Genomic DNA, 17,775 nt, shown 5'->3' on the forward strand with positions numbered 1-17,775 from the left:
ACCTCCGTGCGTGGTGTGGAGCCTAGACACCTCCACCACACCGGAGGTCTTCGCCATGATCAAGACCCGACACTGTTAACAACGCTCGTGATCAATACAACTAGTCGACCCCGCGGGGATGGTCCGCGATGTTGGCGCCGATCTGTCGGCCCGAGTCGGTCGACCCCGCGCCCGCGGGGATGGTCCTCCACGGCCGGGCCGGCGGACGGTGACGACGCCGTCGACCCCACGCCCGCGGGGATGGTCCGTTCGACGTCCGTACCGCACCGATCGAGATCCCGTCGACCCCGCGCCCGCGGGGATGGTCCGTACCACGCCTAGGTCCGCCCGACCTCCTGTTTGACTCCGCGCCCGCGGGGAGGGTCCCCAGTCTCCTGCATGCCCGTAGGGCCTCCTGAGGGTCTGGGGGGTGGGGTTCGGTTTTTGCAGGTCAAGGTGTGTTGTCAGTGGTGACTTCTACTCTCTGGTGTTCTTCGGAGAAGCGTGGGGGCCTGATGGACTTACAGCAGCTGCATGAGCGGTACGAGCTTTCTGTCGTCACGGCCCTGGAGGTGTTGTGGGGGAAGTCGCGTGAGCGGGCCGGGGGCACGACGAACCTTCTGATGACGCATCTCCTGGACACTGCTGCGGTAGCCGAGTTGCTGTGGGACGGCTTCCTTGCTCCTTCGACACGGTCGGCCCTGGACGCGGTCGCCGGTGGGCCGGGGCGCGGGCGAGGGCTGTTCGCCTGGTTGTGCGGGATTCACGATTGCGGCAAGGCGACGCCGGTGCATCAGCGTCTGTGGTCAGAAGGCGCTGAGGCGGTGCGAGGGTCTGGGCTGATGTGGGTCGAGCCGGCTGCTGTGGCGGGGGCGAAGAGCCAGAGGCGCTGGCGTCACGACTGGGCCGGTGGGTTGATGGCGCGTGAGCTGTTGGCCTCGGCCGGCTGGGGCCCGGAGCAGGTGGACTGGGTGTGGCCTCTGGTGGCGGGGCATCATGGCGCGTTTCCATCGCTGCGGGACGTTCAGGAGCCCAGGACGGCCAAGGGGCAGTTGAGGGGGCGGGGGCTCTGGCGCCAGGTTCAGCAGGCGGTGCTGGATGCCTTCACCCGGGAGCTGGGGTTCGGGGGCCTCGGCGAGCTGCAGCCTGTCGCGGTCCCGTCGCGGGCGCTGCAATTGCAGCTCAGTGGTCTGGTGGTCATGGCGGACTGGATCGCCAGTGACGAACGCTTCTTCAACGGCCTGGATGACCTCAAGCAAGTGAGCCTGGATGCTTCCCGCCAGCGGGCGGCGGCAGCGTGGACGGCACTGGGACTCCAGCGGGGCTGGGGGGCCCTGGCCGCTCCGGCGCCCGAAGCGTTTCGGGACCGGTTCGGATACGCGCCGCGGCCGTCGCAGGCCCTGGTTGTCGATGCTGCGCGCAGCATGGGCGGTCCGGGGCTGATGGTGATCGAGGCGCCCATGGGGGAGGGCAAGACGGAGGCCGCTCAAGCCGCGGCGGAGGTCCTGGCTGCCAGGTTCGGTGCGGACGGTGTCTTTGTGGGGATGCCGACCCAGGCAACCAGCGATCCCATGTTCACCCGCACCCGGCGGTGGCTGGAGGCGATCGACGCGGACCTCGCGTCCCGGGTGGTACTGCTGCACGGTAAGAGGGCCTTCAACCGGGAGTGGAAAGCACTGCTGGAGAACGCGGGAGCCTCCGCGGACGAGGCGTTTGAGGGAGTCGACGAGTTCGGGATGGACGACGACCCCTATGGTGTTCAGCACGAAGAGTGCGGTGAGCAGGAGCGGAAGGCACCCGCGGAGTGGTTCCTCGGGCCGAAGCGCGGGCTCCTGGCCCCGTTCGTCGTGGGCACCGTCGATCAGCTCTTGTACGCGGCCACCCGTACACGGCATGTCATGCTGCGGATGGCCGGGCTTGCGGGCAAGGTCGTGGTGTTGGACGAAGTCCACGCGTGTGACGTGTACATGAGCCAGTTCCTGGCGGAAGCGCTGCGTTGGCTGGGCCAGGCGGGCGTGCCCGTGATCGTTCTCTCCGCGACGCTTGCCCCTGCTCAGAGGCAGGCGCTGTTCGAGGCCTACCTCGCCGGTGCGGCATCGCGGGAGGAGTTCCGGGCGCACGTTCCGGCTCCGCAGGGCTATCCGAGTGTCACGGCCGCCTGGCTGGCCGCCTCCGGTGAGGCGCAGTTCCATGTGGACGTGACGGCGAGCTGGCGCGCAGACCTCCCCGTCGCCGTGCGCGTGATGCCGGAGACGATGCCGGGTGCACGATCCACGCGCGAAGAACGAGAGCGGCTGCAGATCGAGGCGGATACCGCAGTAGGTGATCTGCTGGCGGACGAACTCGCCGACGGAGGGACCGCGCTTGTCATCCGCAACTCCGTCGCGCGGGCGCAGAGCGTCTACGAGGAACTGCGCGGCCGATTCGGTGACGCCGAAGTGCGACTCTTGCACGCCCGCTTCACGGTGGCCCGCCGTGCCGATCTGACGGAGGAGAGCCTGCGTCTGCTGGGGCCCCAGACGCCCCGGCCCCCGGGCGGACGGCTGATCCTGGTGGCGACCCAGCTCGCCGAGCAGTCCTTTGACGTCGATGCAGACCTGCTCGTCACGGATCTGGCCCCCGTCGACCTTCTGCTGCAGCGCATCGGACGGCTGCACCGGCACGAAGGCACAGCGCGCCCGGGACGGCTGCGCATGCCCAAGGCGTTCGTCACCGGCTTCCAGCCGTACGAGGGCCGTGAGCCGGCCTTCGTGTTCGCCAGCGAGATGATCTACGGGCGTCATCTGCTGCTGCGGACCGCTGCCGTACTGCCCGGTGCGGGCAAGGGGTGGTCGGTCCCGGGAGACGTACCCGGGCTGGTGGAGAGCGTGTATGGGACGGATACGTCGCTGCTGCCCGAAGCGTGGCAGGGAGCCGGCGAGGCTGCCGCCCGGGAACAGAACGACCGGGACCGCGCCCGCGCGGAGAAAGCGCGAGAGTTCCTGCTGACCCCGCACGGTGAGCACGAGCGCCGGACACTGGCGGGTCTGCACTACGGCGGACCCACCGCGGGCGGCGATGAGGATTCGCTGCGGGCAGCGGTGCGTGACGGTGACGAATCCGTTGAGGTTGTACTTGTGGTCCGGGACGAGGCCGACGCGGTCTTCCGGACCTTGGCGGGGCGCGCCCTCAGCGTCAACGGAGATGTGGCACCGGACCTGCTGGAGGAGGTACTGGGTTCGACGGTGAGGCTGCCCTCCAAGCTCACACAACCGGCTCTGGAGCTGCGTCCTTTGCCCGGCTGGCACGGGCATCCGTGGTTGCGGCGGAGCCGCGCTCTTGTGCTGGACGCATCACGCAGAGCCCGCGTGGGCGGCGCCACCGTGTCGTACGACGAACAGTTCGGGCTCCGGCAGATGTAGAGGAGCCGCGGCCGGCCGCACCGGCAGCCGCCCTATGGGCCCGGTGAGCCGCCGGGCCGGAGCCCGGCGGGTCGATGCCCCGCCTGACGCGGGGACGAAGCGAACCCCGGTCTGTGAGGCAAACAGAAGAGGGGACCATCCCCGCAGCACGGACCTGGCGGCGTGCAGGCGGGGCCAATTACCGGATTGTCGCAGCCGTTTGCGGAGAACGCACCCAACCTCGCAGACGCCACTGCTAGCTTCAAACATAAGAGATTCGATCAAGGGGGACCGATGACTCATGGCTTTTCCCTGACGGACGATCCCTGGCTGCTCTTACCGTCAACCGCCGGAGAACCGGCACAGGAACGCCCCTTGCGTACAGCGCTGCTGGAGGCGCACGAGTTCGGCGAACTAGTGGTGGAGCTCCCCACACAGAAGCCGGCGGTGTTCCGGCAGGTCCTGCTCCCCGTGATCGTCGCCGCCCTGGGCCGCCCGGCCGATGAGCGCGAGTGGATGAACTGGTACTCCCAAGGGCAGTGGTCGCCCGCGCAGCGTCTCAGGCTCCAGGAATATCTGGACGCGCACCGAGGACTGTTCGACCTCTTCGACCCGGTGCAGCCCTTCGGCCAGGTCGCCGGGCTGTCCACCGCGAAGGGCGAGACGAAGAACGCAGGGCTGATCGTCGCGACCGCAGCCACCGGCAACAACGTACCCCTGTTCGCTTCGCGTACGGAGGGCGACGCCTTCTCGCTGACTCCGGCGCAGGCAGCACACTGGCTGCTGCACACGCAGTGCTGGGACACCGCAGCGATCAAGACGGGCGCGGTGGGCGACCCGCAGGCGAAGGCAGGAAAAACCACCGGGAACCCGACCGGGCCCCTCGGGCAGATGGGCGTCACCCTGCTGGCCGGCAGAACACTCTTCGAGACACTGCTGCTGAACATCCCGGTCGGTGCACCACCGACGTCGAGTGACCTCCCGCAGTGGGAAAGACGAGACCCCGCCAGTCCGCGGCCAGTCGGCACCCCCCAGTGGCAAACGCGAGCCCCCCAGGGGCTCCTGGACCTGTGGACCTGGCAGTCCCGCCGGATCCGGCTCTTTCCGCAAGCGACCGATGAAGGCCTGCGGGTGACCCGGGTCCTCGTCGCCGCAGGAGACCGCATGCCGCACACGCCCGAGACCGAACCGCACACCATGTGGCGCGTGGAGCCGACGGGCGGACGGAACTCGGCAAAAGACAAACGCGGCACCACCCCGCCCCGCCGCCCGTTGCGGCTCCAGCCGGGCAAGGCAGCCTGGCGTGGGCTCGACGCACTCCTGGCACCCGAGCGGCAGCCCCGGGACGCCGGAGAGAAGACGAGCGGGTTCGCCACGAGCAAGCTCCTGGACCAGGCCGGCGCCCTCATGCCCGAGCTCGGCGAGACCTATCCGCTGCGTGTGGAACTCTCCGGCATCGCGTACGGCAACCAGTCGGCCGTCATCGACGACGTGATGTTCGACGCCCTGCCCCTGCCGCTGGCCGCTCTCGACACCGACAGCGATGTCCGCTCAGCCCTCCTCGAAGTCGCCGAACAGGCAGAACAGCTGGCCACAGCAGTCAACCACCTCTCGGCAGATCTGCGGCGTGCGCTCGGCACCGAACCGATCCCCTGGGACAAGGGACAGCGCCCCGGCGAACTCATCCTGCACGCCCTGGACCCGCTGGTGCGACGCATGCTGACGGGAATGAGGGGGCTGGAGGACCTCGAGCGCATCGAAGCCGGCCAGCTCGCCTGGGAACAACTCGCCTGGCGCCGGAGCTGGGAGATCGCCGACCGACTCCTGCAGGCAGTGCCGATCGGGGCCTACACGGGGAGAAGCACCTCCCAGGGAGAGGGGAAGCCCGAGCGTACGCACCGCGTCCCGCTGGCCGAGGCCTCCTTCCTCAGACGGCGAGCGGAAACCCTCCACCGGGCCGACGCCCTTCGCCGCAACAGCGCACGTTCCGAAAGCCAGTAGACGACACACAACAGCCCTGTCGAGGCGCGATAAGCCGGCCACGCCCCGGCCGGATCGATCCGACCACGCCCCCCAGGACATCCCCGCATGCCCACCTGTGACACAGAACCCCCATCACGTCTGGACACGGTCATGACCGCAGAAGACCACACACAGCAGAGAATCTGGCACCGCTACACCGCCGCGGACGGCACCTGGCGCCGCAAGACCGGCACAGCGGCCGAGAAACGCCCGCCCGGAGAAGACCTCGCCGTGCTGCGCAGGGGGCTCGGCCGCCCCGCCGGAACCGTGCTGGAGATGTTCCCGTTCTACACCTGCCCGGTCGACGACTTCGCCGCACGCCGCGGAGAGGTCTCGGCCGCACAGGAGGCCGAACACATGGCACTCGCCCTCTACGGACTGCACCAGCAGAGCCAGGACCGGCCGATGCACCGTGACGCAGTCAGCCTCGGCCAGGCCGTGCTCGAGCTCCGGCGCCACGACCGCACCAGCGAGGCGGCAGTCGACGCCCGATTCCAGCAGACGTTCTCCGCGACATCGACACCGGCCCTCCAACTCCGCCTGCGCGGCCTGGTCACCCAGCTCAGGGACATCAAACAGCCCCTCGACTACAACCAGCTGGCCACCGACATCCTCCACTGGAACCGGCCCGAGTCCCGCACCCGCGTACGCCGCCGCTGGGGCCTGGACTACTACGCCTGGACCCAGAAGACAGCATCTCCGCAACCCGGCCGCTGACCGACAGCAAGCCCAGCATCCGCCCGGCGCAGCTGCCCTCCTTCCAGACGCGCGCCGGCCGCGGGCTTGCCGCGCACTGGCCACACCTCCAACCTGGAGCCATCCCATGAACCAGCGCCTCTACGTCGACGTGCATGTCGTCCAGACCGTCCCGCCCGCCAACCTCAACCGGGACGACCAGGGAAACCCCAAAGAAGCCGTCTATGGCGGAGTCCGCCGCTCCCGCGTCTCCTCCCAGGCCTGGAAGCGGGCATCCCGCCGACACTTCGACGCCCAGGCCCCAGAGCCCGAGCGCGCCACGCGGACCAAGCGCATCACCAACGAACTCGCCACCCGGCTCAAGGGCAACACAACCGACCTAGATCACGACAGCGCCCGACGGATCGCCGCCGCCCTGCTTGCCCAGCTCGGCCTGAGCCAGGGCAAGAAGGCCGGGGACACCGCATACCTCCTCTTCTACGGCAACGCCCAGCTCGACGAGGTCGCCACTCTGGTGAACGACCGGGCCACAGACCTGGCAGCCCTGGACGAAAAGGCCCTGGCCGAGGCGGTCAAGGAACTACCTGTCGCAGAGACCTTCACCACCGGACACCCCATGGGCGTCGCCCTGTTCGGCCGAATGGTCGCCGACATCCCCAAACTCAACGTCGATGCCGCCGTACAGGTCGCCCACGCGCTCTCCACCCACGAGACGCAGCTCGAGTTCGACTACTTCACCGCCGTCGACGACCAGAACGAGAAGGACGAGACCGGTGCCGGAATGATCGGCACCATCGGCTTCAACTCCGCCACCCTGTATCGCTACGCCACCGTCGGGTTCGCCCAGCTGACCGACAACCTCGGCGGAGACACCCAGGCCGCCCTCGACGCGCTCGACCACTTCGTCGACAGCTTCGCCCTGTCCGCGCCCACCGGCTACCAGAATTCCTTCGCTCACCGGACCCGGCCCAGCCTTGTGGCCGTCGTCGTACGCACCGACCAGCCGGTCAACCTGGTCTCCGCCTTCGAGGAGCCCGTGGCGGCGGAAGCCGGCATCCAGGCGACCTCCGCCCGCCGACTCGCCGAGGAACACATCACCGCCACACAGGTATGGGGAGACACCCCGCTCTACAACGCAGCCAGTCACACCTTCACCACACGCGAGCCCCGCACCAAGGACACCGCCGAAACTCTCGCCCAAGCCTTCGGCGCCCCCATCACCTTCGCCGACCTGCGCACCACCCTGCGCGCCCGCATCGCCACCGCCCTGGGAGACCAGGCATGACCACCCCGGACCGAAGCTCCGTCCTCCTTCTCCGCCTTGCCGGCCCCCTTCAGTCATGGGGAGACCGCAGCACCTTCAACCGGCGCGAAACCCGGCCCGAGCCCACAAAATCCGGCATCGTCGGCCTCCTCGCCGCAGCCGCCGGCCGCTCGCGCCACGCAGCCCTGGACGACCTCGCCGGGCTTGCCCTGGGCATCCGCATCGATCAGCCCGGCAGCATCCTGCGCGACTACCACACCGTGAGCGACTACCGCGGCCAGCCGCTCCTCTCCGCCGCCGTGACCGCCAAAGGCCAGCAGAAACCCACTTCACCCGCCAAGCACACCCACATCACCCAGCGGTTCTACCTCCAGGACGCCATCTTCCTCGCAGCAGTGGAAGGCCCCGAAGGCCTCATCGCCACACTCGAACACGCCGTAGGCCACCCCGCCTTCCCCCTCGCCCTGGGCCGCCGCTCCTGCGTACCCGCACAACCACTGTCCCTCGGGCAGCGCACCGGACCACTCGAACACGCGCTGCGCGCAGAGCCCTGGCAGGCCGCCCCCGCCGTACGCAAGCGGTGGGGGCGCCAGAACGGCGACGCAGCCCACATCGACCTGCCCGTCACCCTCGACGACCCGGCAGGAGACGAAGTCCGCGACGACGTCCCCCTGTCCTTCGCCCCCCAAGGCCGGATCTTCACCACCCGCCGCACCCGGCACACCTACCTCCAAGCACCCACCGGCCTCACCCCCGACCCCGCACGCCCCCGGAACACCGGCGGCCACGACCCCTTCGCCCTCCTGGGCTGGTGACCGACATGCCCTTCCTCTCCCGCATTCGCATCAACCCCCTGCGCGCCGAAAGCCGCATACTCCTCGCCAGCCCGCGTGCCATGCATGCCGCCGTCCAAGGCGGGCTCCCCGGCCTGCCCGAACAAGCACGCACCCTGTGGCGGCTAGACCCGGACAACCCCCACCGCCCCCACCTGTTCGTCCTCACCACCGACAAACCGGACTGGACCCACCTCGTCGAACAGGCCGGATGGCCCGGCGCCGAAGGCGAGCACTACGCCATACGCGACTACGCCCCGCTCCTGCAACAGCTGGCACCCGGCCGCACCTTCGCCTTCCGCCTCACCGCCAACCCCGTCCAGAACACCACCCGCCCCGACAAACCCACCACCCGTCAACAGACACGCATAGACGCCGACGGCCGACGGCGCGGCTTCCGCCTAGGCCACCGCACCGCCGCCGCCCAGCTCGACTGGTTCCTCACCCGCACCGCACGGTGGGGCTTCGACGTCCCCGCAGCCCCCCACCAAGACGAAACCCGCAACGCCGACAACGAGCCCCCACGCGACATCCGCATCACCACCCGCCAACGCCGCTCCTTCGGCAAAGGACCAACCACCACGAAGGAAGCCCAGGTCGTCGTGAACTCCGTCACCTTCGAAGGACGCCTGCGCATCACCGACCCCGCCCTGCTCACCGAACACCTCCTGGCAGGCATCGGCCCCTCCAAGGCCTACGGATGCGGACTACTCACCCTCGCCCCGCTCCCCGAAAGGGAATGACCACCCGTGCCCGACATCTGGTGGAAGGCCGACCCCCAGGACCTCCACCGCCTCGTCGACCGCGTCTCCAGCGTCTACGTGGAGCGAAGCCACCTGGACCGCGACGAGAACGCCATCGTCATCATCAACAAGCGGCAAACAGTCCGCGTCCCCGCAGCCATGGTGGCCGTCATGCTCCTCGGCCCCGGCACACGCGTCACCCACGGAGCCATCCGCCTGCTCGCCGACTCCGGCACCACCGTGTGCTGGGTAGGCGAGCAAGGCGTCCGCATGTACGCGGCAGGCCTCGGCCCCAGCCGGGGCGCCGGCCTCCTCCACCGCCAGGCCTGGCTCGTCACCCGCCCCAAGGAGCGCCTCGCCGTCGCCCGCACCATGTACGGCATGCGCTTCCCCGGCGAGGACGTCTCCGCCCTCACCATGCAGCAACTCCGCGGACGCGAAGGCACCCGCGTCCGCAAGTACTACCGCGCCCAGGCCGCCCGGACCGGCGTCCCCTGGAACGGTCGCGTCTACAAGGCCGGCGACGCCTTCGCGGCAGGCGACGACCTCAACCGCCTTCTATCGGCCGCCAACGCCGCCCTCTACGGCATCTGTCACGCTGTCATCATCGGACTCGGTGCCAGCCCGGGACTCGGCTTCGTCCACACCGGCAAGGCGACGTCCTTCGTCCTGGACATCGCGGACCTCTACAAGGCCGAATACACCATCCCGCTCGCCTTCGACCTCGCAGCGCAAGGCCTCACAGAAGAGCGCGACGCCCGACTCGGCCTCCGCGACCTCATCGCCCGCGACAAACTCCTCGTCCGCATCGTCACCGACGTCAAGAACCTCCTCACCTCCGAAGGAACGGACTTCGAGGACCCCGAAGCGAACCTCCTGTGGGACGAACACCTCGGTGCCGTCCCGGGCGGCACCAACTACGCCAGCCACGCGGATCTTTCGGCACACGGAATGACCGACAACCACATAGCGGTCATCGGACCCGAAATCAACGAGGCCGAGCCGACACGATGACCGTCATCATCCTCATCGCGGCACCGGAAGGGCTCCGCGGACACCTCACACGCTGGATGGTCGAGGCTAGCGCCGGCGTATTCGTCGGCAACCCCAGCCGCCGCATCGCGACCGCCTCTGGGAACTCCTAGCCACCAGAATCGGCGACGGCCAGGCCATCCTCATTGAACCTGCCGCGAACGAACAAGGCTGGGCCGTCCGCACCGCAGGCCGCGATCGCTGGCAGCCCGTCGACTTCGACGGGCTGCTCCTCTCCGCCCGCCCCCAAAAGCAACTGAACGAAAACAGCCACCTGCACCGATAAAGCCCCAGCTCAGAAAGCGTCGACCCCGCGCCCGCGGGGATGGTCCGGACGGCGACCCCCTCCTGGTGACGCTGGCGAAGTCGACCCCGCGCCCGCGGGGATGGTCCGATGTTGCTCAATGACACCCGACCGGGCCGGGCGTCGACCCCGCGCCCGCGGGGATGGTCCGGCACAACATCATGGACGCCCTTGGCCGGCTGTGTCGACCCCGCGCCCGCGGGGATGGTCCACCCCTCTCCAGCACGCTGCGCCGGTCCCTGCCGTCGACCCCGCGCCCGCGGGGATGGTCCCGCATGTGGGCCTGGCCCGCGACCCTGGACGCGGTCGACCCCGCGCCCGCGGGGATGGTCCGGGCGGGACGCTCATCGACCCCGACCCGCAGGAGTCGACCCCGCGCCCGCGGGGATGGTCCGTGGGGGTCCCGGTAGTGGGTGCGGACGTCGTAGTCGACCCCGCGCCCGCGGGGATGGTCCGGACGGGCGCCGGGCCGGGAGGCTCGGACCGTGGTCGACCCCGCGCCCGCGGGGATGGTCCGGCATTGACGGCGACGGCGACGGCGATCGGGACGTCGACCCCGCGCCCGCAGGGATGGTCCGGACCCGAAGGACCTTAGAGGGGGTAACACACAGTCGACCCCGCGCCCGCGGGGATGGTCCGGCCTGGAGGAACGTGCTGATGACACGCTCGACGTCGACCCCGCGCCCGCGGGGATGGTCCGGGCGAGGCGGAGGCCTTCCTCGACCGCACCCGGTCGACCCCGCGCCCGCGGGGATGGTCCCATGGCCGGCTATGTCACAGCCCAGAGCAACGCGTCGACCCCGCGCCCGCGGGGATGGTCCGTCCGACGCCACGTTCTGGCGCTCCGGCGCGCGGTCGACCCCGCGCCCGCGGGGATGGTCCGAGTCCCCCGTCGAGACGCAGTCCCGCCGCGGCGTCGACCCCGCGCCCGCGGGGATGGTCCGCTCAACCCCACCGACCGAGCCGCCCGGCTGGTGTCGACCCCGCGCCCGCGGGGATGCTCCGCACTACAAGTTCACCCCCCCACGGATCGGTGGGTCGGCCCCGCGCCTGCGGGGATGCTCCCCGCGAGAAATCGCCGTCCACGCCCCAGTGTTAGGCGGCCATGCACCCGCGGGGATAGTCCGCGCAGGACGGCGCCCCACTCGGCGTTGTGGCCTCGACTCCGCGCCCGCGGGGATGGTCCGATCGTCTGGTTGATGCGGTTCTGGAGCGGGACGTCGACCCCGCGCAGGCGAGAATGGTCCGGACGCGATGGGCATGATTTCCAGTACGTCAAGTCGGCCCCGCGCCCACGCAGGGATGGTCCCAACGACTGCGTCGTCTGCGCCATCGACGGCCTGTCGACCCTGCGCCCGGGGGATGGTCCGTCACGGCGCGGCCGGAGTTGCCGGCCATCGTCGTCGACCCCGCGCCCCAGTCGACCCCGCGCCGGCGGGGATGGCCCAGAGTACGAGGAGCTGGCTGTACGCCTGGCGCAGTCGACCCCGCGCCCGCGGGGATGGTCCGCCGCTGCGGACTTGGACGAGAGCGGTGGTGGCGTCGCTTCAGCGTCTGTGGGGATGGTTTGAGGGTGCCGTGGGTGATCTGTCCGGCAGGGGGTTTGTGTGCGAAGGCGAACTATCGCAACTATGATAGTTGGGGGTAGGTTGGGGGGATGGAGCCGAAGACATACTCGACGATCGACCTCCGCAAGCAGATGGGTGAGATCCTCGACCGCACTCGGATCGCGGGGGAGCCTGCCGCGATCACCCGCAAGGGCAAGACCTTGGCCTACCTGGTGCCAGCCGAGTGGTTCGAGCAGTACATGGCACAGCATCCGTCGGCCCCCGGCGCCGACCAGAGTGCCGCCTGAAGGGCGGGACCGCAGGCAGAGCAGGAGTTCTTCGTCATGACAGCGCAGCCCATTCACTTCGACGGCCCTGGCGGGGAGAAGCCCCGCCCGGTGCCGCCGATGCCCGAACGCACCCCGCAGGCCCTGCGCCTGGCCATTCAGGAACACGCCCCGCATCTGCTGCCGGACTTCGAGGCCCACTGGCGCCGCGCGATCGGTGACGCCTTCAACCTCACCCCGGTACCGGCCTTCATGCGCTTGTGGTGGACCCAGTACGCCATCGCCCGCGACCCAGGCTTGGAAGCCCACCTGCGTGACCTCGAAGCCCGCGCCGCGAAGTCCGAGGACCCTGAGGAGTCCGCCCGGCTCCTGGCCGAGTACAGCCGACTGCGCCGCCAAGCGGCTGGGGTGGAGCCCGGTCGGTGACCGATGAGCTCCCACTCCCGCCCTGGAAGATGGACTGGACGGCAGAGGCGCTCCAGGATTTCGAGAACATGCCCCAGGACGGCAAGCAGCTGGTCCTGTCAGCCCGCGCCGAGCTGATCACCGCCCCGGATCCCTATTACCGGGGCATCGACGCCGACGTGTCACTGCCGCATTGGATCACCGTCCGCCCGCTGGTCTCGACCAGTCCGGGTGGCCCGCACATCGCCGACCTCGCTGGTGGCCGCGGCTGGCTCATCTTCACCTTCATCCGCCGCCATGCCGACCCTCAGATCACCGTCACCGACGCGTTCTGGGCCTGACCGTTCGTCCGTACCAGCAACGCGCCCTGCCCCATGTGCTGAGAGCGAGTTGGCCGGGCGTAGAGACCGGAACTGACCTGGTCTGGACCGTCCTGCCGTCGACCCCGCGCCCGCGGGGATGGTCCTACGCCTGAGAGCAGTCAACCGCTGGAAGACGGACATGCTGAAAGGGCCGGCGGAGAGCCACTCCAAGGGAGCAGCCCGGCACACCACCGGCCCTTAACCACAACCGAGCGGGCCGAAGCCCAGCACAGGAAGTACCCCCAGCCTACAAGGCCCACAGCAACCAACAGCCACCCCGAGGAACACTCAACGTGATCCCCTGCAATCGCCCCGTAATCAACGAGGTCGGCATCGCCCAGCAGGCCGGCACCCCCATCGCCACCTGGCGCCGCCGCGACGCCCCCGCCTTCCGCCAACAGGTAGCCAGCCTGTTCACCGGCCGCATCCTGATCTACGACCTCGCCCAAGCCCAGGCCTACCTCAAGGGCAGGCCCATCCCCGCACTGCCCGCCGGAGAACACCCCGACGACCTCCTCAACGACGAAGAGGCGGCTGCCCTACTCGACGTTACGGCCAGCACCGTCCGCGGCTACGCGACCAGGGGCTATCTCTCAGCTGGCAAGACCGTCTACAGCATCCGCGTCTGGCCTCGCTCTGACGTCGAGGAGCGCCGGAAGAACGCGCCCGGACAGGGAAAGGGAGGCGGCCGCCCCCCAGGTACAGGAACAGGTCCCCGCAAGGCACACGCCTACGAGGGAGACCCCCGCCTGCACACCGCTGCCGCGGCCCTCAGAGAAGCCGGCGACACCCCCCGCACTCACATCGCGGCAGCCCTCGCCCGCCAGCACGGTGGATCCACACGCACCTGGGAACGCCTCCTCACCCAAGTCAGCCAGACCCCCTAGCGTCCGTCCCACTGGGAGCCCCAGCCGGTGTTGATGTCGACCCTGCGCCTGTGGGGTTGGTCCGGTACTGGTCATGCGGTACACGACGAACGTGGAGCCGGCCCTGCGGTCGTGGATGGTCCTGGTGGCTCTGTTCACGGGAACGGGCAGCAGATGTTCACCACTGCGGGAGGCCCTGCGGTCGGTGGCTGTTCGATATTCACCCGAATGGCAGCACGTTGCAGGGCCCACCACGACCCAGCCGGGTGCTCTAGGGGGTTCATGGGAACCCACAGGTGCTCGGGGGACTGACGATTCCACCACCCTGCGCACGACGTGAGTCTCGGTGTTCACGCCGTTTACCACCGGCATGGCGTACCCCTGGGCATCACCGGGACGGCCATGATCAAGGCATGGCAAGGATTGGAGGCCGCAGCTACCGGCGCCAGCAAATGCTGCTGGTCGGGGTGGGTGGGCTGCTAGTCACGGCAAGCGTGGTGTGGGTCGGGTGGCACCTGATGCGCGGCGGTCAGGACGCGGCCACGACCGCCACCCTGCTCGGGCTGCCCCTCACACTGATGGGCCTGCTGCTCACGGCGGTGGGCCTTCGGCGCCGCCCGGAGGGCGACTTGGCACAGCAGGCGCGCGGCTGGGCGTCAACACTGGCCGAGCAGGTGAAGGAGGACGAGCAGCGGCAATGGCGGCAGCTCATCGGAGACGACACCCAAAGAATCAACCTGACCTTCACCCTCCACCCGGAGCCGGGGCGGGCCGCAGAGACTCCGGCCGCCGCAGGGCGCCTACTCGAAGGGACCCCGACCATCCCGGATGTTGCCTCGTACTTCCGTCATACGCGCCCGCGCCGACTGGTGGTCACCGGCGCGCCGGGAGCGGGCAAGAGCGTGCTCACCCTGGAGCTGATGTTGGCCCTCATCGAGGAACGGGAGGAGGGAGACGCGGTCCCCGTACGCCTGTCACTGGCGGAGTGGGACACCACCGTCCCCTTGCCCGAACGGCTCGCCCGACACCTGGAGGACGTCTACGACTGGTCGGCCAAGAGGGCCAAGGAACTCATCCGCCAGCACCGCGTACTGCCGGTACTGGACGGGTTGGACGAGATGGACCCCACAGCGCCCGACGGCACGCCCTCCCCCGACGCCCCACGTGCCCTGGCCGCTCTGCGCGCCCTCAACGCCTACCAAGACGGTCGCGCCGCCGGGCCGGTGATTCTGACGTGCCGCACCCGCCATTACGAAATCCTGGACAGCGGCACCCGGCTGCTCGATGCCGCCCGCATCGACATCGACCGCGTCACCCCGCCCACTGCCCGCACCTACCTGCTCCAGCGTGCCCCCGACCCCGCGCGCTGGCAGCCGGTCCTGGACGCGTTGGACGCCGACCCCACTGGCACGCTGGCCACCACCTTGTCCACGCCATGGCGGCTGAGCCTCGCCGCCACCGTCTACGCCCACGACGGCGCCCCCGCCGACCTGCTACGCCACGCGACCCCAATTGACCTGGACGAACACCTGCTGGCCCGCTTCATCCCCGCGGCCACTGCTCTCTACGCGCGCCCACTCCGTCCCTACTCCGCGGCCGACACCCATTACTGGCTGGCCCGCCTGGCCGCCTACCTCAGCGCACCATCCCCTGTTCCGGTGGCACCGACGCGGGCAGGCTCCGGACCTCGCACCGACTTGGTCCTGCACCAGTTGTGGCCCATGGCCGGATCCCGCAGGGTACGAGCCACCGACGCCCTTGTGACCACGCTCCTAGTCTTGCTGCCGCTTCCTGTTGCATGGGCCGTCGGCATCCCGCTGATTGGGTTCGTGTGGATCGCGTTCGTACTGTCCGCGTGTGTGGCCTGCCTTTCAGCGGCGCACCCTGAGGTGGCACCGCCCACGTATATGCACTTGGGATACCTGCACACGAAAGCCGGGCGCGAAGAGCTCGCGCTGTGGGCCCTGGCAGGGCTCGCGGTCGCCCCTCTGATCTGGTTGAGAACCGGACGCCAGGCCGGGCTCGTAGCCCTGCTCGTGTGCGGGATCCTGCTGGGGATCGTAACGGGGCTGGGCAGCCTCTCCAGGCGCGAGCCGGCAATGAGTGCACGGCCCCGTGATGTCATCCGCGGTGATCTTCTGCAAGGCCTCGCGGAAGTTGTTCTGACCGGGACCTACACCGGAGTGATCGTGCTCTTGATTATGGACATTCTTGGGGTTGGGATCGCGGATGCGCTGCTGCTCGGGCTCGCGGTCGGGCTCGGGGCAGGGGTCGGGTTCGGTACTCAGTCCGGACGCCGCTACCTGGCATTCATGCTGTGCTCCAGGGGAGAAATGCCAACAAGGCTCGGGATCTTCCTGGATTGGGCCTGTAGCGCCGGGCTGCTGCGCTTCTCGGGCGCCGCCTACCAGTTCCGGCACCGCGAATTCCAGCAATGGCTGGCACGTACTCCCGGCCCCCCGCCCGTGTAGTCGGCCGACATCCGGCGGAGCTCGTTCCGCACGCAGGCTCGGCACCGACATGAACCCTGAGCGCTGCAGGCTGCTAGTCGGACGACGACGGGGTGAGAGGACTCGGCCCGGGGCCCTATCTTGACTGGCGCCGTTCGATTCCGGCGGTCGCTCAGGTGCCTCCCGCAGTGGTGAACATCTGCTGTCCGTTCCAGTGAACAAAGCCAGTCCTGGCCGCCTCCGCCAGCGGGGGTTCTCCGGGGCTACCCCGCCGCCCACTCCACGCCCAGCTCGGCGAGCGCGGACAGCTGCGCCTGGTCGAGCTTGTCGCGGCGGGCCTTCTGGTTCCCGATCCAGATGCCGGTCCGGTGCGGTCCGTCCGGGAGGTGTTCGATGTGTGCTCGGCCGGGCAGGCCGCCTTCCCGCGCAACGTACTGCTGCAGGGCCTGGAGGCCTTTCTGGAACGCTGCGCCGCCTGCGCGCGGCCCGGTGGCCGTGGCCGTCTTCGCCGCCGCCTTACGGGCCCGTCCGACCGCCTGTGGCTTCACGCCGAGTTCGCCGAGTCGGCGCTGTTGCTCGGTGTTCAGCTGGTCCCAGTTGCGCCGCTGGGCGGCGAGCCAGCGTCCGAGGTCCTCGCCGTGCCGGGTCACTCCCGGCACGATCGAGGCCGGGCGGGCGCCTTCGGCGAGGAGCTGGGTGAGGTAGGCGTAGTGGCGTTGCCAGTCGACGGTCCATCCCAGCGTTCCGGGGTTCCAGTCGGGGTCGAGGGCGGCGAGCGCGGCGGCCCGCCGGCGTGCCCGGCCGGGGTCCTTGCCCAGTCCGCCGGGGCGGCGGATGTTTGTGAGGTATTGCCCGATCGCGATGTCGAGGATGGTGGCGCCGCGTGGTGCGGCCAGGGTTCCGTGCAGCTGGTGGTAGGCGCGGGCTGCGCCGAGGTTGGTTGCGAAGCCGGCGTCGGCGGTGTCCCACACGATCCCCAGCTCCTCCAGCTCGGCCGCGCGCTCTCCGGTCATCGTCCCGGCCCGGTAGGCGCGCCGCTGATCGGACAGCCACCGCCCCAGCGGGAACTTCCCCTCGGTTTCGACGTGCTCGTAGGGGACGTCGAGGTCGCCTTCCCGCTGCCGGTACCGCAGCGCAGCCTCCGCGCCGCGACGCCAGTCCTGCCGCTCGGTGTTGATCACCTGGTAGCTGATCCACTTCGCGATCAGCGCCGGATCCCGTGGGGCCGCGAACCGGAGCAGCAGCCGTGACTCCTCCTCACCGTCCTCGGGCGCCTTCCCGACCGGCAAAGACGGGTCTACGATCCTTTTCTGATTCTCTTGCGGAATAGCGAGCATTTCCACAGCCTTTTCATCGTGCGCCCGAAGTCCCGCCAAAACGCGAACCAGCGGGCGGTAGGAATTCGACGAAAGCATGTCCTCAGGCTTTTCGTCCTCCCGCAAAAAGATGGGCACGATAAGGGTGGCCATCTTTCCTTCACCAGGCTTCTGCCGCAAAGCCCGTCCGATGGCCTGCACGATGTCCACCGCCGATCCCTTGGGGTCGATCAGGGCCACGCTGTCCGTTGCCCGGATATCGACCCCTTCGCCCAGGACCCGGCAATTC

At 69.4% G+C, this 17,775-nt stretch carries 13 protein-coding genes, 1 pseudogene and 1 CRISPR repeat array; of the genes and pseudogenes, 13 read left to right on the forward strand and 1 reads right to left on the reverse strand.

The features are described from left to right. The first annotated feature begins 494 nt into the window (after positions 1 to 494). From cas3 to PV721_RS30565, 13 genes and pseudogenes are all read left to right on the forward strand, one after another. Positions 495 to 3,380, forward strand: coding sequence for a CRISPR-associated helicase Cas3' (gene cas3, locus PV721_RS30505; RefSeq protein WP_319729863.1), 2,886 nt, complete (start codon positions 495 to 497; stop codon positions 3,378 to 3,380). A 273-nt stretch (positions 3,381 to 3,653) separates the two neighbouring features. After that, the gene (gene casA, locus PV721_RS30510) at positions 3,654 to 5,360 is read left to right on the forward strand and encodes a type I-E CRISPR-associated protein Cse1/CasA (protein WP_319729865.1); all 1,707 of its coding nucleotides are present in this window, start codon (positions 3,654 to 3,656) and stop codon (positions 5,358 to 5,360) included. 132 nt (positions 5,361 to 5,492) lie between these two features. Then, positions 5,493 to 6,098, forward strand: a complete 606-nt coding sequence (casB, locus tag PV721_RS30515) for a type I-E CRISPR-associated protein Cse2/CasB (protein ID WP_319729868.1) — start codon at positions 5,493 to 5,495, stop codon at positions 6,096 to 6,098. Positions 6,099 to 6,204: 106 nt separating this feature from the next. Next, positions 6,205 to 7,362: a type I-E CRISPR-associated protein Cas7/Cse4/CasC gene (gene cas7e / locus PV721_RS30520; RefSeq protein ID WP_319729869.1), complete on the forward strand. Its 1,158-nt coding sequence runs from the start codon at positions 6,205 to 6,207 to the stop codon at positions 7,360 to 7,362. Beyond that, positions 7,359 to 8,156 carry a type I-E CRISPR-associated protein Cas5/CasD gene (gene cas5e / locus PV721_RS30525; RefSeq protein ID WP_319729871.1) on the forward strand — a complete coding sequence of 266 codons (798 nt, stop codon included), beginning with the start codon at positions 7,359 to 7,361 and terminating at the stop codon, positions 8,154 to 8,156. The genes cas7e and cas5e overlap by 4 nt, the downstream gene beginning before the upstream one ends. Positions 8,157 to 8,161: 5 nt before the next feature. Continuing rightward, on the forward strand, positions 8,162 to 8,917 hold the full coding sequence (gene cas6e / locus PV721_RS30530; protein WP_319729889.1) for a type I-E CRISPR-associated protein Cas6/Cse3/CasE: 756 nt from the start codon (positions 8,162 to 8,164) through the stop codon (positions 8,915 to 8,917). A 6-nt stretch (positions 8,918 to 8,923) separates the two neighbouring features. Next, a complete protein-coding gene (gene cas1e, locus PV721_RS30535; protein WP_319729873.1) occupies positions 8,924 to 9,931 on the forward strand; it encodes a type I-E CRISPR-associated endonuclease Cas1e in 1,008 nt (335 codons plus the stop codon). Next, positions 9,928 to 10,235 (forward strand): annotated as a pseudogene (gene cas2e / locus PV721_RS30540) (type I-E CRISPR-associated endoribonuclease Cas2e). The gene cas1e and the pseudogene cas2e overlap by 4 nt, the downstream one beginning before the upstream one ends. Positions 10,236 to 10,253: 18 nt before the next feature. Continuing rightward, a CRISPR array of direct repeats spans positions 10,254 to 11,319; the repeat unit is 28 nt; unit sequence GTCGACCCCGCGCCCGCGGGGATGGTCC. 591 nt (positions 11,320 to 11,910) lie between these two features. Next, on the forward strand, positions 11,911 to 12,108 hold the full coding sequence (locus tag PV721_RS30545) for a type II toxin-antitoxin system Phd/YefM family antitoxin (RefSeq protein WP_319729875.1): 198 nt from the start codon (positions 11,911 to 11,913) through the stop codon (positions 12,106 to 12,108). Between the two features lie 36 nt (positions 12,109 to 12,144). Further along, complete coding sequence (locus tag PV721_RS30550; RefSeq protein ID WP_319729878.1) at positions 12,145 to 12,513, forward strand: DUF6247 family protein; 369 nt, start codon at positions 12,145 to 12,147, stop codon at positions 12,511 to 12,513. Beyond that, complete coding sequence (locus PV721_RS30555; RefSeq protein ID WP_319729881.1) at positions 12,510 to 12,833, forward strand: hypothetical protein; 324 nt, start codon at positions 12,510 to 12,512, stop codon at positions 12,831 to 12,833. Before PV721_RS30550 ends, PV721_RS30555 begins: the two co-directional genes overlap by 4 nt. 314 nt (positions 12,834 to 13,147) lie before the next feature. Further along, positions 13,148 to 13,741 (forward strand): helix-turn-helix domain-containing protein, encoded by a 594-nt coding sequence (locus PV721_RS30560; RefSeq protein ID WP_319729883.1) that lies wholly within the window; start codon positions 13,148 to 13,150, stop codon positions 13,739 to 13,741. A 392-nt stretch (positions 13,742 to 14,133) separates the two neighbouring features. Next, positions 14,134 to 16,191, forward strand: a complete 2,058-nt coding sequence (locus tag PV721_RS30565) for an NACHT domain-containing protein (protein ID WP_319729885.1) — start codon at positions 14,134 to 14,136, stop codon at positions 16,189 to 16,191. Positions 16,192 to 16,433: 242 nt separating this feature from the next. Here the strand turns inward: PV721_RS30565 and PV721_RS30570 are convergent. Then, positions 16,434 to 17,775, reverse strand: a 1,342-nt coding sequence (locus PV721_RS30570) for a helicase associated domain-containing protein (RefSeq protein WP_319729888.1), incomplete at its 5' end; no start/stop codon positions are given.

Origin of the sequence: Streptomyces sp. MB09-01, assembly GCF_033794505.1 — a bacterium.
Lineage (GTDB): Bacteria > Actinomycetota > Actinomycetes > Streptomycetales > Streptomycetaceae > Streptomyces.

What these genes read in the sequence shown, in the direction of transcription:
- cas3 (WP_319729863.1), top strand. Translation starts at nt 495, where the DNA reads ATGGACTTACAGCAGCTGCATGAGCGGTACGAGCTTTCTGTCGTCACG.
- casA (WP_319729865.1), top strand. Translation starts at nt 3,654, where the DNA reads ATGACTCATGGCTTTTCCCTGACGGACGATCCCTGGCTGCTCTTACCG.
- casB (WP_319729868.1), top strand. Translation starts at nt 5,493, where the DNA reads ATGACCGCAGAAGACCACACACAGCAGAGAATCTGGCACCGCTACACC.
- cas7e (WP_319729869.1), top strand. Translation starts at nt 6,205, where the DNA reads ATGAACCAGCGCCTCTACGTCGACGTGCATGTCGTCCAGACCGTCCCG.
- cas5e (WP_319729871.1), top strand. Translation starts at nt 7,359, where the DNA reads ATGACCACCCCGGACCGAAGCTCCGTCCTCCTTCTCCGCCTTGCCGGC.
- cas6e (WP_319729889.1), top strand. Translation starts at nt 8,162, where the DNA reads ATGCCCTTCCTCTCCCGCATTCGCATCAACCCCCTGCGCGCCGAAAGC.
- PV721_RS30545 (WP_319729875.1), top strand. Translation starts at nt 11,911, where the DNA reads ATGGAGCCGAAGACATACTCGACGATCGACCTCCGCAAGCAGATGGGT.
- PV721_RS30550 (WP_319729878.1), top strand. Translation starts at nt 12,145, where the DNA reads ATGACAGCGCAGCCCATTCACTTCGACGGCCCTGGCGGGGAGAAGCCC.
- PV721_RS30565 (WP_319729885.1), top strand. Translation starts at nt 14,134, where the DNA reads ATGGCAAGGATTGGAGGCCGCAGCTACCGGCGCCAGCAAATGCTGCTG.